The sequence below is a fragment of the Sanguibacter biliveldensis genome (assembly GCF_033798665.1).
Taxonomy (GTDB): Bacteria; Actinomycetota; Actinomycetes; order Actinomycetales; family Cellulomonadaceae; genus Sanguibacter; species Sanguibacter inulinus.
Window position 1 is genome coordinate 1,854,961 of the sequence record NZ_CP138359.1, and the last position, 14,285, is coordinate 1,869,245.

Annotated in this window: 14 protein-coding genes; 5 read left to right on the forward strand and 9 right to left on the reverse strand. The window is 71.6% G+C overall.

What is annotated here, in order from left to right; translation table 11 throughout:
• Nucleotides 1–13 precede the first annotated feature (13 nt).
• From SANBI_RS08090 to SANBI_RS08100, 3 genes are all read right to left on the reverse strand, one after another.
• A complete protein-coding gene (locus tag SANBI_RS08090; RefSeq protein WP_319160643.1) occupies nucleotides 14–733 on the reverse strand; it encodes a response regulator transcription factor in 720 nt (239 codons plus the stop codon).
• Nucleotides 730–2,184, reverse strand: a complete 1,455-nt coding sequence (locus SANBI_RS08095) for a sensor histidine kinase (protein WP_319160645.1) — start codon at nucleotides 2,182–2,184, stop codon at nucleotides 730–732. Before SANBI_RS08095 ends, SANBI_RS08090 begins: the two co-directional genes overlap by 4 nt.
• A 110-nt stretch (nucleotides 2,185–2,294) precedes the next feature.
• A complete protein-coding gene (locus SANBI_RS08100) occupies nucleotides 2,295–2,936 on the reverse strand; it encodes a malonic semialdehyde reductase (RefSeq protein ID WP_319160647.1) in 642 nt (213 codons plus the stop codon).
• 133 nt (nucleotides 2,937–3,069) lie between these two features.
• On the opposite strand from SANBI_RS08100, the gene SANBI_RS08105 reads away from it, so the two are divergent.
• Nucleotides 3,070–3,696 (forward strand): nucleoside/nucleotide kinase family protein, encoded by a 627-nt coding sequence (locus tag SANBI_RS08105; RefSeq protein ID WP_319160648.1) that lies wholly within the window; start codon nucleotides 3,070–3,072, stop codon nucleotides 3,694–3,696.
• Nucleotides 3,697–3,731: 35 nt separating this feature from the next.
• On the opposite strand, the gene SANBI_RS08110 is transcribed toward SANBI_RS08105, so the two are convergent.
• Nucleotides 3,732–6,401 carry a helix-turn-helix transcriptional regulator gene (locus tag SANBI_RS08110; protein ID WP_319160650.1) on the reverse strand — a complete coding sequence of 890 codons (2,670 nt, stop codon included), beginning with the start codon at nucleotides 6,399–6,401 and terminating at the stop codon, nucleotides 3,732–3,734.
• Between the two features lie 161 nt (nucleotides 6,402–6,562).
• On the opposite strand from SANBI_RS08110, the gene SANBI_RS08115 reads away from it, so the two are divergent.
• The 3 genes from SANBI_RS08115 to SANBI_RS08125 all read left to right on the forward strand — a co-directional run bounded on the left by SANBI_RS08115 (nucleotide 6,563) and on the right by SANBI_RS08125 (nucleotide 8,274).
• Nucleotides 6,563–6,772, forward strand: coding sequence for a hypothetical protein (locus SANBI_RS08115; RefSeq protein WP_056132420.1), 210 nt, complete (start codon nucleotides 6,563–6,565; stop codon nucleotides 6,770–6,772).
• A 212-nt stretch (nucleotides 6,773–6,984) separates the two neighbouring features.
• On the forward strand, nucleotides 6,985–7,743 hold the full coding sequence (locus SANBI_RS08120) for a potassium channel family protein (protein WP_319160653.1): 759 nt from the start codon (nucleotides 6,985–6,987) through the stop codon (nucleotides 7,741–7,743).
• Nucleotides 7,744–7,890: 147 nt separating this feature from the next.
• Entirely contained in the window at nucleotides 7,891–8,274 is a 384-nt protein-coding gene (locus tag SANBI_RS08125) for an SHOCT domain-containing protein (RefSeq protein WP_319160655.1), read from the forward strand.
• A gap of 120 nt (nucleotides 8,275–8,394) precedes the next feature.
• Here the strand turns inward: SANBI_RS08125 and SANBI_RS08130 are convergent, their stop codons facing one another.
• Complete coding sequence (locus SANBI_RS08130; RefSeq protein ID WP_319160657.1) at nucleotides 8,395–8,754, reverse strand: cupin domain-containing protein; 360 nt, start codon at nucleotides 8,752–8,754, stop codon at nucleotides 8,395–8,397.
• 84 nt (nucleotides 8,755–8,838) lie between these two features.
• On the opposite strand from SANBI_RS08130, the gene SANBI_RS08135 reads away from it, so the two are divergent.
• Complete coding sequence (locus tag SANBI_RS08135; RefSeq protein ID WP_319160658.1) at nucleotides 8,839–9,279, forward strand: SRPBCC domain-containing protein; 441 nt, start codon at nucleotides 8,839–8,841, stop codon at nucleotides 9,277–9,279.
• Nucleotides 9,280–9,406: 127 nt separating this feature from the next.
• Here SANBI_RS08135 and SANBI_RS08140 read toward each other — a convergent pair whose 3' ends face one another.
• From SANBI_RS08140 to atzF, 4 genes are all read right to left on the reverse strand, one after another.
• Nucleotides 9,407–10,216, reverse strand: a complete 810-nt coding sequence (locus SANBI_RS08140) for an ABC transporter ATP-binding protein (protein ID WP_319160660.1) — start codon at nucleotides 10,214–10,216, stop codon at nucleotides 9,407–9,409.
• A 12-nt stretch (nucleotides 10,217–10,228) separates the two neighbouring features.
• Nucleotides 10,229–11,251, reverse strand: coding sequence for an ABC transporter permease (locus SANBI_RS08145; protein WP_319160662.1), 1,023 nt, complete (start codon nucleotides 11,249–11,251; stop codon nucleotides 10,229–10,231).
• Nucleotides 11,252–11,370: 119 nt separating this feature from the next.
• Entirely contained in the window at nucleotides 11,371–12,336 is a 966-nt protein-coding gene (locus SANBI_RS08150) for an ABC transporter substrate-binding protein (RefSeq protein WP_056132434.1), read from the reverse strand.
• Between the two features lie 71 nt (nucleotides 12,337–12,407).
• The gene (atzF, locus tag SANBI_RS08155) at nucleotides 12,408–14,285 is read right to left on the reverse strand and encodes an allophanate hydrolase (protein ID WP_319160664.1); all 1,878 of its coding nucleotides are present in this window, start codon (nucleotides 14,283–14,285) and stop codon (nucleotides 12,408–12,410) included.

Below are 14,285 nucleotides of genomic sequence, written 5' to 3' on the forward strand. Positions count from 1 at the left end.
AGCTGGGGCCCGGTCAGCTGGTCGTCGGGGCGGTCGTCCAGCCGTCCCCGGTCCCCGCGGAGCTCGACACGAAGCCGTGCTCGTGAGCGAGCACCACGGCCTGCACCCGGTCGCGCAGACCGAGCTTGCGCAGGACTGCGCCGACGTGCGTCTTGACGGTCGACTCGCTGACGAACATGCGCTGCGCGATCTCGGTGTTGTTGAGTCCTTCGGCGACGGCTGAGAGCACCTCGCGCTCCCTGGCTGTCAGCGTGTCGACGCCGGGCGGGTCCGGGCGTCGCGCACGGAAGGCGCCGTCGAGGAGCAGGGAGAGGTCGTCGGGTGCCAGCACGGCGTGGCCGGCGTGCACGCTGCGGATCGCATCGCCCAGCAGGGCTGGGGTCGCGCCCTTGAGCAGGAAGCCGCTCGCGCCGTAGCGGATCGCTGCCGCGGCCCTGTCGTCGAGGTCGAAGGTCGTCAGCACGATCACGCGGACCGGGGACGTGCGCGCCGCAGCACGAGTCGGCGCGAAGATCTGCCGTGTCGCCTCGACGCCGTCGAGCTCGGGCATGCGCACGTCCATGAGGACCACGTCAGGAGTCAGCTCGTCGACGAGGCGCAGCGCCTCGAGGCCGTCGCTCGCCTGGCCCACGACCTCCAGGCCGTCCTGGGCGTCGACGATCACCGCGATGCCCTCCCGGAAGAGCGTCTGGTCGTCGACGAGCAGCACCCTGATCGGGGCGGTGGCGGTCATGCGGGGTCCTCTACGGCGTGCGTCGGCGGGTTCGTGCGCAGCGTACCGCTGAGCGGGACCACGGCAGACGCGGTGACGCAGACCGTCTGGTCGGTCGCGGGGTGCGGCGGGTCCGCGGTGAGCGTGAAGGTCCCGCCCACGTGCTCGAGCCTGCGCCGGATGCCCTCGACCCCCAGACCGACCGTGCCAGCCCGGGACTCTGCCTCTGCGCGGTCTGCAGGGTCTGCAGCGTCGCGGGCGTCGCTGCTCTCGTCGCCGGCCGACGCCGACCACCCGTCTGCGGCGTTGCTGACGGTGAGGGTGAGGTTCTCACCCCACTCGCGCGCCACGACCACGGGCTCGCCGCGGCGACCGTGCTTGAGCGCGTTGGTGAGCATCTCCTGGAGCACCCTGTAGGCGGTGGTCTCCAGCTCGGGGGGAAGGGGGCGGCCTGCTCCCGTCGTCGAGTCCACGAGCGGGGTCCCGGCCGCCCTCACGTCCTCGATCAGCGTGTCGAGGGTCCCGCGTGGCACAGGTCCGGCGCTGGGTCGGCCGTCCATCGTCGAGAGCACCTCGCGGACGTCGGCCAAGGACGCCCGCGCCGAGGTCGCGATGCTCGCCGCGGCAGCACGGAGGGCCGCAGGGTCGTCGTCTGGGAGGTACTGGACAGACTCGGCCTGAGCCAGCACGACGGCGAGCGAGTGCCCCACGACGTCGTGGACGTCCCGTGCGAGCCTGGCCTGGCGCTCGCGCAGCTCGGCGAGCTCCTCAGCCTGGCTCCTCTGCGCCTGGGCCTCGTCCCGCTCGGCGACCATGCGTCGCGTCTCGGCCTGCGACGTCCGAGCCTGGTCGCGCCAGCGCAGGACCAGCCCGAAGCCCCAGGGTGCCAGCATCGCCGCGGAGCCGAGCACGACCAGCGGGACGGTGGCTGAGCTCTGGGCGACTGTGGCCACGACCCTGCGTGCGATGTAGTGCACGTTCTCCCATCGTCCGTCCATCCTGCTCACGTGCTCGACGGTGAACCACGCCGAGAGCACGACTGACAGCGCCGCCGCCCAGAGCGTCACGGGACGTCCGTAGCGCGCCGCGCCGAAGGAGATCAGGATCATCACGCCGACGACCAGGCTGATCCCCGATCCGATGACGACCTGGAGGGCGACCGACAGCCATGCGAGCGTGAGCCCGAGGGCTGGGGCTCGCCGGAACAGGACGCCGGCGCCGACGAGCAGGGCGATGAGGAGGAGGGTCCACCTGATGCTGAGCGGTGGGCGCCAGCCGACCCGCGCGAGCTCTTCGTAGCTGAGGAGTGCGAGGACAAGACCGACGAAGGCGTCTGGCCAGCCTGCGACCGGGCGCGAGGGCAGGGCGGTCGACGTCGGGCCCCACGGCCTGAGGCCCCAGCGTCCGGCGCCCCCGACCGGGGGCTCGGAGGAGACCGGAGGGGACGGTGCGTGTCGGCTGGTCAGGTTCATGCCTCGACCCTAGAGAGGCCCGAGCACCCGGAGCATCATCCTCAGGTGCCGCCCTGCTGGCCGACGGTGCCGCGACCGGTGGCCCCTGCGGGGAGGGGCCACCACCAGGCTCAGAGCGTCTGCGTCACCTGGTCGTAGCGCAGGCGGGTCTGGCGCGGGCGCGTCGCGCCCTCCTCGGCGGGTGTCCCGACGTTGAGGACGACCAGGGAGCGCCAGCCGTTCTTGCTGAAGAACTCGGCGTCGACCGCTGCGGCGTCGAAGCCGCCGAGGGGCCCGACGTGCAGACCGGCTGCCCGCAGACCGACGATGAGATAGCCGACCTGGAGGAGCGAGGAGGTGCGAGCCGTGCCGCTGCGGGCCTCTTCACCGGCGGCCTCGAAGCGCTCGCGCGCGCCCTCCATGTACGGGGCGAGGACGTCCATGTGCTCGTGGAAGCGTGTGTCCGCCGCTGCGACGATGGTCAGCGGGGCGGCGAGCGTCTTGGCCTTGTTGCCCTCGGCCATGTGCTCGACGAGACGGGCCCGGGCAGCCGGGTCGCGCAGCACGAGCAGGCGCAGCGGGACGGTGTTCATCGCGGTCGGACCCCACCGGACCAGGTCGTAGGCCGCCTGGATCTTCTCTTCAGGCACCTCGGTGTCGGCGAAGGCGTTGACTGAGCGCGCCTCGCGGAACAGCAGGTCTGCGGTCGCGGCGTCGATCTCGAGCAGCTCGTCGAAGGCTGCGTCGGTCGGGGTGAAGGTCTCGGTGGTCATGGTGGCGTCAACGGAGAAGAGCGGTCGCGCACTTCCCACAGGTCGTGTGAGGCGCCCCACAGGGACCCGTGATGTCACGTCGTCGCCTCGCCTCGGCTCGCCCGGCGGAGCGTCGACCGGGCATCCTGGGTGCATGCGTGTCGAACCCGTGAGCGAGGACGTGCTCCGCGCCCGTCTCGTCGCCCGCATCCTCGCCGAACCGGCACCGGCCGCGGTGCGCGTCCTGCTCGACGGGCATCCGTCGACCGGTCCCGGGGCGCTGGCCGACTCCCTCGTGGAGCCGCTGCGTGCGGCAGGTCGACCGACAGCGCGGATCCGTGCCGAGGACTTCTTGCGCCCGGCGTCTCTGCGCCTCGAGATGGGCCGTCACGACCCCGACAGCCTGCTGGATGCGTGGATCGACGTCTCGGGTCTCAACCGTGAGGTGCTCAGCGCCGTCGGCCCCGGTGGGCAGGGACGCTACCTGCCGTCGTTGCGGGACCCCGTCACCGACCGGGCGACTCGCGCCGGCTACCTCGAGGCGCCGCCCGGGTTGGTCGTGCTGCTCGACGGCTCGCTCGCGATGGGCCGGTGGCTCGACGTGGACCTCACGGTCCACCTGTCGCTGCGCACGTCGACCATCGCCCGGCGCACGGCCGACGAGGACCGTTGGACCCTCGACGCGTACACGCGCTACGCCATCGAGGTCGAGCCCGAGAGGGCGGCCGACGTGGCCGTCCGGGTGGACGACGCACGCCGACCGGCGATGCTCACGGGCTGAGAGGTCGTCGAGACAGCAGTCGTCCTTCCCGGTGTCTAGAGGAGCCCGCGTTCCGCGGCGACCTCGACGGCCTCACGCCGTCCGACGACGCCGAGCTTGCGGTAGATGGCCCGCTGGTGGGTCTTCACGGTGTTGACCGACAGGAACACCGCTGCGGCGATGTCGGCGGCCGTCATCGCCGACCGCAGGTAGACCAGGACCTCGTGCTCACGCGGCGTCAGAGACCAGAAGGACGGCACCAGCGGCGCCGGAGGCCGCACCCCGGGCAGGTGGTCGAGGAGCGTCACGGTGTAGGCCGTGTGCAGGCTGCCCCAGCCGAGGTGCGCACGGAGCAGCGGCAGGACCTGGCACGACCTGTCGACGAAGGGTCGGCGGACGTCGTCGACCTCGGCCAGGGCGATCGCCTGCTCAAGGAGCCTGTGGGCCTTGTCGGGCTGCTCCTCGGCGTCGGCGAGCAACGCTCCCACCACCCGGTGTGCGACGAGCGAGTGGCTCGCCCGGCATCCTCCCGGCAGCAGGTCGAGGACAGCCCGGGCACCGACGAGGTCCCCGTCGAGGCGGAGCAGGTCGGCGCACCAGACGAGCGAGCCGGGGTGGTGGGGCAGCATCACGTCGAAGGCGGCCTTCTCGGCGGTCTGCCGGGCGTCGGACGACGAGCCGTGGGCGTAGGACCACCGGGCGTCGAGCATCAAGGCGACCACGGGCCAGGTGGCCGGCAAGAACATGTCGTGCTCGCGGCGCAGCAGCGAGCTGTGCAGGGCCTCGGCCCCCGCAGGCTCGCCAGCCGCGAGCGCGACCTCGAGCAGCAGCGCCTGGGAGCAGACGCGCAGGTAGTGGTCGGTCGGCTGGTTCCGCGAGGCTGACCGGGTCGCGAGGGTCCGCGCCTCGTCGAGGGAGTCGCGCTCGAAGGCTGACCGGGCGAGCGCCAGCACGGCGGGGGAGAGCGTGGTCGCGGACCCCCATCCGGCCAGGGTCGCCTCGTCGAGCACTCGCCGGGCTCGGGTGCAGCCGGCGCCGATGCCCTCGACGGTGCTCGCGACGAGAGCGAGCTCGGCCTCGCACGCAAGGCGCAGCGCGGTCATCCGGCGGCTCGTCGCGATCGTCGCCGACGCCTCGAGGAGCGCGACCCCGGTGGCGCGCTCGCCGACCCGGCAGAGCAGCTGGCCGACGATGTACTCCGCGCCGGCCGTCGCTGTGTCGTCGGTCGGCGCGGACCCAGGTGAGAGCAGCTCCCTGCCGCGCCGTGCCATCTCGACGAGGTCCGGGGCGTCGACCGCGAGCAGGAGGCGCAGGAGGCTCTCGAGCAGGACGAAGCGGCCGCCGTCGGTGACCGGAGGGTCAGCCGCAGCCCGAGCGTGTGCGCGTCGGACCTGGAGATCAGCCTGGACCGGGTTCCCCTCCAGATACCGGCACACGGCGACCAGCAGCAGCAGGTCAGGGTTCTCGTCGAAGGGCGGGGGCACCCGCAGGCACAGGGAGAGCAGCAGAGCGTGCTGCCCGCGCAGGACCAGCTCGATCCACTGCTCGCTGATGCACTGCGCGGCCAGCGCGGGCCGCCCGCCTGCGAGCGCATGGTCGACAGCCTCCTCGAGGTCGCGGTCGCGCCAGTGGTGCGACGCGGTCCGGTGCAGGGACCGCCACGTGGAGGGTTCTGATGCGGCGAGCCGCGCCTGGCACTGGGCCCGGAAGAGGTCGTGCCACCTGTAGACGGCGGTCGTGCCAGGGATGTCGGGCTCCCGCTCGAGGAAGAGCCCGCGGTCGACGCACTCGACGAGCAGCCGCGACCCGTCCGGGCTGCCCGAGAGCGCGTCGGCGAGCTCGGCGTCGATCCGCCGGCAGGTGGTCGCGCGGAGCACGAAGCGCGCGAGGTCGGGTCGCAGGCTCGCCAGGAGGTCCGCGACGAGGAGGTCGGCGACAGGGCTCCGGGGACTGAGCAGCCGCTGCAGGGTCGGACCGACGGGCGTGTCTCGGGCCGCGACGAGCGCCATCCGGACGGCGACCGGCCATCCGCTCGTCGCCTCGTGGAGCTCGTGCTGGTCGTCGGTCGTCAGGGTGACCCCGGACAGCTCGCCGAGGGTCTGGACGTCCTTGCGGGTGAACCGGAGGTCTGCGGCACGGAACTCTGTGAGGTCGCCGTGGGCGCGCAGGCGCTGGAGCGCGAGCGGCGGGTCGAAGCGGCCGGCGAGCACCACGCGCAGCTGGTCGGGCAGATAGCGGAGCAGGCGGTCGAGTGTAGCCCGCGCCCCGTCCGACCGGATCTCGTCGACGTCGTCCAGGACGAGCACGACGGGTTCGGTGCTGTCGTCGATGACGGAGATCAACCTGTCGACAGGACCGCCGTCGTCGTGCCCTGGGCCCCACAGGTCGTCGAGGGGCCCGGGGCCGCTGCGGCCCGTCGTGCGGACGTCCGCGGCCTCGATGCTCGAGACGATCCCGTGCCAGAGGGTCTGCGGGTCGTTGTCGAGGTCGTCGAGGCCGAGCCACGCGACACGGGTGGTCGAGGTCCTCGCCCACGCGGCGAGGAAGGTGGACTTGCCGTAGCCGGTCGGGGCGGAGACGAGCGTCACGGGCCGGCTGCCGACGGCTTCGGTCTCCGGTCGGGCACCGATGCGCTCGCGGACGACGTGCGGGGTCGGCGGCGGTGGAGGGTGGATCTTGCGAGCCGGTACCCGGTGCGCCGGACGGTCCCCCCACGTGGCGCTCACCGGCGCCCCTCCGCCTCGGCGCCATCGGGTACGGGCCGTCGTGGGGGGACCGTGCGTGTCGTGGACGGGTCGCCGTCATCCTTCGCGCGTGAGGTGCGGGCGGCCACCCGGGGTGCACGGTGGTGACGAGGAACGACCGGCCTGGAGAGAGAGGAGCGCAGATGCTCTACGAGATCACGGTGGACGGGGCTGTCGACACCGTCGCCCTGCTCGACTTCGTCGATGCGACGGCCTCCGAGGACGGCGGGTCGACGGTCTTGCGGTGCCGTGTGCAGGACGCCTCCGGCCTGTCGGGGGTGGTGGTCCTGCTGCACGACGTCGGGCTCCGGGTGCGTGAGGTGCGGGCGGTCCCAGACGTCGAGGCCTGGTAAGGACGCTGTGGAGGAACCTGCCGGGATGGTGATCATGATCGTCCCCCCAGACGGTCGCGTCTCATGACCTTCGGATGATGCCCGTCCCCGAGGGGCGAGCGCAGACTGAGACCCAGGTCACACATGCTACCGCGCAGCGGGCTTGCAGCACGAAGGTGATCGTGCCGACCGGGAGGAGCTGGCGTGGCAGGGACCGGCGGCAGGTGCTCCTCGTGACGAGCCGTGCCCAGGACCACCGACGGCGTCGTCGGCGTCGGGTGCACGGCAGGCCTGACGACTTCGTGGTCGTGCTCTGGTTGCTGGGCGTCAGCTACCTGCTCTTCGCGGTGACCTCCGACGGTCGGGTCCGGGTGCTCGTGGCGCTCATCTACGTCGTGGCCCTCGTCGTCACGGTGCAGGCCTCCGACCCCACATCCCGCCAACGCCGGGCGATGCGGTGGCTGGTCGCCTGTGGTCTGGTCGTGGCCGGTGCAGGCTTCCTGGTGCTCCCCGTCGAGGACGCCCAGGGGGTCGTCGACGTGATGGTCACCGCGGTGCTCGCGCTCACCCTCGTCCTGGTGGTCAGTCGTGTCCTCCTCCACCGCACCGTGACGATCCAGACCATCGCCGGGGCGCTGAGCGCCTACCTGCTCATCGGCATGACCTTCACGAGCCTCTACGCGGTCCTGGCCTGGGTGGGGCCGGACCCCTTCTTCGTCTCGAGTGCGTCCCAGGCTGCCCCAGACCTCCAGTACTTCTCGTTCACGACGCTCACCACCCTCGGCTACGGTGACCTCACCGTGACCACGGGGGCAGCCCGAGGCTTTGCGACCCTCGAGGCGCTCGTGGGGCAGATCTTCCTCGCGACGCTCGTCGCCAGCCTCGTCGCGGCCTTCCGGATGCAAGAGCAGGCGCTCGACGACCCCGTCGTGCCCGACGGTCCAGGTGGTCCTGAAGACCCGGTCGGGCGCGACGACGGCCGACCAGCCTGACCCACCTGGGCTGACCTGCCTGGGGCGCTGCGCCGGCGCACCATCCCAGATCATCCGCGAGGGATGAGGCCCGGGAGGTCTGTGTTCGCCATCGTGGGAGGACTCCGGGCTCTCCGGACGCGCAACGCTGACCGAGAGGACCTCATCATGTGGGACAACTTCTGGAGCATCGTCTGGTTCTTCTTCTGGAGCTTCGCCTTCATCTCCTACCTCTTCGCGCTGTTCGCCGTGGTCAGCGACCTCTTCCGTGACCACACACTCGGGGGGTGGGGGAAGGCGGTGTGGTTGGTGTGCCTCGTCTTCGTCCCGTTCCTGACGGTCCTCGTCTACCTCGTCGCCCGGGGACCCGGCATGGCCGAGCGCAGCGAGCGCGGAGCCGCCCAGGCGCAGCGCGCAGCGGACGACTACATCCGTGGGGTCGCCGGATCGAGCCCGTCGGACGAGATCATGAAGGCCAAGGCGCTGCTGGACGCCGGCACGATCACTCCCGACGAGTACGAGCGGCTCAAGGGCGCAGCGCTCCAGCTGTAGCGGCGGCAGGGACACGACGACCAGGGCGACCTGAGATCGACCGGGAGGTCGGGCTGATGTCCACCAGCGGTGGCGGCGACTGGACCGCAGTCGTCTCGTCTCAGGTCGTGGGGCTGTCGCTCAGGCGGGTCCTGACGGCCGTCCAGGACCGAGAGTCGTCCCCTGCGCGACGCCCGCAGCCTCGTCCTTGAGCTCGACGAGGATGGTGTGGGTCGGGGTCGAGCCGGTGTTCTCGCCCGAGTGCCGCTGCGCCGGGATCCACACGGCGGCACCGGCCGGGAGCTGTGTGTCGAAGACCCGCTCACCTGCCGACAGCCTCCGCGAGAAGGCGCTGAGGGTCACCATGACCGAGTTCGGGTGGTCGTGCGGCGTCGTGGCGTCGCCGGGGACGTCGGTGTACTCGAGCACCCTGACGTGCTCGTTCTCCCAGAGCGTCCTGTAGTGGTCGGGATTCGTGAGGGTCGGGTCGTCGTTGACCATCCTTCGACCGTACTCCTGCGGTGGTGCGGCGTGAAGGTGCGCGTGGGACTGTGGAGAGCGACCACGAGCACCGGGAGAGACGCCATGACCTCCATGCACCCCGCAGAGCACGCCACCTTCACCCTCGAGCGTCTCTACGACGTCCCACCGTCGGAGGTCTTCGCAGCCTGGGCCGACCCGGCCACCAAGGCGCGCTGGTTCGCCAGCCCCGGAGCCGAGCACTCCCTCGACTTCCGTGTCGGCGGCATCGAGACCACCCGCGGCGGCCCGGACCCCGACGTCCCCTTCGTCTTCACCTCGACGTACGAGGAGATCCAGCCGGGCGCACGCCTCGTCTACTCCTCGACGCTGGCCGGACGGGTCGCGACGGTCTCGCTCACCTGCGTGGAGATCGCCGAGCGCGGATCGGGGAGCGCTCTCGTCCTCACCGAGCACGGCATCTTCCTCGACCACCTCGAAGAATCCGCCTGGCGTGAGCAGGGCACTGCGGAGTGGCTCGACAGGCTCCAGACGGTCCTCGGCTGAGCCGCGTCTGCACAGGCACGCCGGTGATGCAGCAGGCGCGACGAGAGGACACGCCCTGACACGGCAGCAGCGCCCCTCCCGTCTCGGGAAGGACGCTGCTGGTCGCGCAGGTCAGGGATCCGACGTCTCAGGCCGCGGCCTCGACGCCCTGGTGGACCAGGGCCGAGATGTGCCGCTTGAGCTCGTTGAACTCCGGTGACGTCACATCACGGTCGGTCCCCAGGTCGATCGGCACGATCTCCCGGATGTGTCCGGGCACCCCGTGCGAGGCGCCGCCGGCCATCACGACCACGCGGTCGGCGAGGAACACGGCTTCTTCGATCGAGTGCGTGACGAACACGACCGTCGTCCCCGTCTCGCGGTGGATGCGCGAGAGCTCAGCCTGGAGCGACGAGCGAGTCAGTGCGTCGAGCGCCCCGAAGGGCTCGTCCATGAGCATCACCGACGGGTCGTTGGCCAGCACGCGGGCGATCGCGACGCGCTGCTGCATGCCGCCCGACAGCTCGTGCGGGAACTTCGCCGCGAAGCGCGTGAGACCGACAGCCTCGAGGAAGCGGCTGGTGCGCTCGCGGACCACGTCGCGGGGGAGGCGTGCCTGGCGTGGCCCGTAGGCGATGTTCTCGCTCACCGAGAGCCACGGGAACAACCCGTAGTCCTGGAACACGACACCGCGCTCCGGGTCGGGCTTGGACACGGATTCCCCAGCGACGGTGACTGTGCCCTTGGTGGCGGGTTCGAAGCCGGCGAGGATGCGCAGCAGCGTGCTCTTGCCGCAGCCGCTCGCGCCGACGACGCAGACGAACTCTCCGGCCGGGACGCTCAGGTCGACGCCGTCCATCGCGAAGATGCCTGAGCCGGTGCGGCCGTAGCGCTTGCCGAGGTCGGAGATCTCGATGTCAGCAGGGCGGGTGGGGCGGATGGTTCCGATGCGTGGCATGACGGGCTCCTTCTAGGAGAGGGTCGGACGGCTGCGCGTCACGAGCTTGACGAGGCCGACGAGGACACGGTCGGCGACAAACCCGGCGAGGCCGATGATCACCATCCCGGCGACGATGAGGTCGGTCTTGGACATGTCGCGGGCCTGGGTGATCATCGCGCCGAGGCCTGTGCTGATGCCCACGGTCTCGCCGACCACGAGGATCACCCAGGACAGCCCGAGCGCGATGCGCAGGCCGCCGACGATCGAGCGCATCGACGCAGGCAGGATCACCTTGTAGAGGACCTGCCCGGACCGGGTGCCGAGCATCGACGCGGCCTCGACGAGACGCACGGGCACCTGCCGGACCCCCGAGATCGTGTTGAGCAAGATCGGGAAGAACGCGGCGAGGAACACGAGGAAGATCGCCGAGCCGTCGCCGTAGCCGATGATCAGCAGGGTCAGCGGGGCCCAGGCGGTCACCGGGATCGGTCGCGTGAGGTTGACCGTCGGGTCGAGCATCTTGAAGGCCAGGGAGAAGCGGCCCATGATCACGCCGAGCGGGATGGCGAGCAGCGCGGCGAGCCCGAAGCCTGAGAGCACCCGGACCGTCGAGGCACCGAGGTGGTCGAGGAGCGTGCCGCTGAAGGCGTCGTCGATGCTGCCGGCGCCTGCGAGGTCGAGGATGCGCTGGGCGACCTCGACGGGTGTCGGCAGGAATCCCATCTGGATGCCGAAGGGCAGCGTCCAGGCCTGCTTGACGCCGAGGTTCCAGAGCAGGAGCCCGACGATCGGCACGGGGAGGGCGAGCAGGAGTGTGGCCCAGCTGTTCCGGTCGGGCAGACGCAGGCGGCGTGCGCCCGCGGCTGCCGTGGGCTTGCCGGGTGCGACGGTGGTCGAGGGGCCGACGGCCGGGTGTTCTGAGGTCCCTGAGGTCTTCGGAGGCCTCGGGGTCGTGGACCCTGCTGAGGTCGTGGTGCTGCTCGCGGACGAGCGTGCTGCGGAGGTGCCGGTCGGGGTGTCCGTGGTGGACGGGGCGTCCGTGCGTGCGGTCATGTCACTTCCCTCTCGGGACGAGCCGGGGCGCTCCGGCCGACGTGCGGCCGGCCGGAGCGCCAGGGGTACGCAGGGCGCGCGAGGTGCGCGGGTGCGTGAGGTACGAAGAGTCCGAGGACTCAGGAGGAGGCGTGCGCGTCGACGAAGGTCGTGTCGATCAGCGTCGCGACGTCGGGCTCGGACTCGATCTGCTTGAGGCCGGCCATCTGGCCGATCAGCGCGGTGACCTGGTCGGTGTACTCGGCGTCGATCTCCCAGCGCGGCCAGATGTTCGTCACGGCGGTGTCGACGACTGCCGCGTCGATCCCGAAGGTGTCGACCACACCAGCGGCCCAGTCGGCCGGGTCGTCGGCCATGTGCTCGGTCGCCGCGATGTGCGCGTCGACGACGTCCTGGACGAGCTCGGGGTCTTCGTCGATGAGCGCACCTGTCGTGTACAGACCGATGTTCACCTTGCCCACGGGCGTCTCGTAGGGCGAGGCGACCTGGACGGCGCCGGACTGCAGGGCCGTCGACGGGCCGAGCTCGGCCGAGGAGAACGCGTCGATCCGTCCGGCGGCGAGAGCGCTCGCCATGTCGGAGAACGGGAGGTTGACGAGCTCGACGTCGGAGTCCGCGTCCATGCCCGCCTGGTCGAGGGTCATGCGCAGCAAGATCTCCTGCGAGGAGCCCTTCGGGTACCCGACCTTGAGACCGGCGAGCGACTCGACACCCTCGAGCCCTTCCTTGCCGATGATCCCCGAGCCGCCGTCGGCCGCCGCGGCGACCACCACGACGTCCTGACCGGCCGAGGCCCCCGAGATGGCCGAGGGTACTCCGGCGACACCGAAGTCGATGCTGCCGCTGACCACGGCGTTCTTGATGTCGGGGGAGGTGTCGAAGGTGACGATCTCGAAGGTGACGCCCTCGGGGGCGTTCTCCTCGTAGAAGTACGGGGCGTACAGGTGCGGCTGACCCTTGAGGGTCCCGACCTTCACGATGGTGTTGCCGTCGGCGTCAGCCGTGGCGTCGCCCGAGCAGGCGGTGAGGGAGGCGGCTGCGAGCATCGTGGTCGCGAGGGCGACCAGGGTGCGGGAGGTCTTCACGGGAGTCTCTCTTCTGTCGGGTGCTGTGCGTGCAGGGGGTGCAGAGCTGGCAGAGCGTGCAGGGAAGGTCTTCAGGCGAGCGACGCGCGGTACGCGCGCCATCCGCCGTGGTGGGACACGTCGGGTGCGGCGTCCCCTGTCGCCGGGAGCGAGCCGACGAAGCCGACGACCTCGCGTCCGTCGTCGAGGGTGACCGCGCCGAGGGCGAGCGGACGGGGGATCGTGGTGAGCAGCTGCCCGAGCCCGTGCGGGGTGAGCAACCACTCCTCGCCGGCCAGGCGGGTGCCCGTCCCGGGGGCGACGGCCGCGAGCAGGGGCTTCGCGGGGGTGGTCGCGAGGGCGTGCATCCTGTAGTCGGGGGCGGTCTCGACAGGTCCGACGTAGCGGGCGCCGAGGGCGACGAGGTCACCGTTGAGGGGCTCGCCCGTCAGGTGCGCACCGAAGACGACGACGCTCGTGCCTGTCGTGGGGTAGGGCGTCGAGGGTGTGCCCGGCGCTGTCGCTGCAGACCCTGTCGCTGCGGACTCGGGTGCGCCGGACCCGACCGCGAGCATCCGCTCCGCCAGGTCGAGCGCGACCTGGTCGTCGAAGGCCCGCACCAGCAGGCTCACGCCGAACAGCCCGCCGTCGGCCTCGCCGGCCGGTACGGCCACGCCGGCCATGTCGAAGAGGTTGACGAAGTTCGTGTACGTGCCGAGGCGGGCGTTGGTCCCGAGCGGGTCGGCCGCCACGGCCGCGACTGTCGGGTGCTCGGGCGCCGTCGGCGCCAGGAGGGCGTCGAAACCCTCCAGCAGCGCCATCGCCTCGAGCCTGTACGCCGCGAGGGCGGACTGCGCCGCGAGGTACTCGGCCGCAGTCACCTCGCCGGCCGCCGCGGCGATCCGGGCGACCGTCGGGTCCGCGTGCTCGGGGTGCCCCGCGAGGAACTCCCCGTAGGCGGCGTAGCGCTCGGCCACCAGACCGCCGTCGTAGAGCAGCGACGCCGCCCGCAAGAACGGGGTGAGGTCGATCGGGGCTGTCGTCGCGCCGGTCGTCTCCAGACGCTCCCGCGCCTCGTCGAAGCGGGCTCGGGACTCGGCCGACAGCAGCACGAGGTCTTCGTCCCGCGGGACCGCGACACGAGCAGCCTGCGGGGCAGCCAGCCGTGTCCCGGCGGGCCAGCTGCGCGAGGACGGGTCGAGAGGGCTCGTCGCCGTCATGTGCGCCAGCACGGTCCGCGCGGCGCCCAGCGTCGGAGCCAGGACTGTCACGCAGTCGAAGGACTCGCAGGCCGGCACCACCCCGTCCTTGGGCACCAGGCCCAGGGTCGGCTTGATCCCGACCAGACCGTTGAAGGCCGCAGGCACACGACCCGAACCGGCCGTGTCGGTCCCGAGGGCGAAGTCCACGATCCCCAGCCCGACGGCGACGGCCGACCCCGACGACGACCCGCCCGAGACCCTCTCCGGCACGACGGCGCTGCGGACCACGCCGTAAGGGCTGCGCGAGCCCGTCAGACCTGTCGCGAACTGGTCGAGGTTCGTCTTGCCCAGCACGAGCGCACCCGCGCCGACCAGCTGGGCGACCACGCTCGCCGACCGCGCTGGCACCCGGGCGTAGGCCGGGTGGGCGGCTGTGGTCGGCAGGCCCGCGACGTCGATGTTGTCCTTGACCCCGAAGACCGCCCCGGCGAGCGGAAGCCGCTCACCGGCGGCGACCCGGGCGTCGACCTCAGCGGCCTCGGCCACGACGTCGGCGACAGGGCGCACGTGCGTCCACACCTCCGGGTGGCCCGCGGCATCGAGCGCCTCGAAGGCTGCCAAGACCCTGCGGACCGCAGGTCCCGAGACCTGCTCGGCGGGGGCGGTCTCTGCGATGGTCACGGTCTCGCCAGGACGGTCCCCGGGTCCCGGGAGCGCGGTGCCCGCGCTCGCGGTCGGTACGTCGGTCAGGTCTGTCACGGGGGTCAT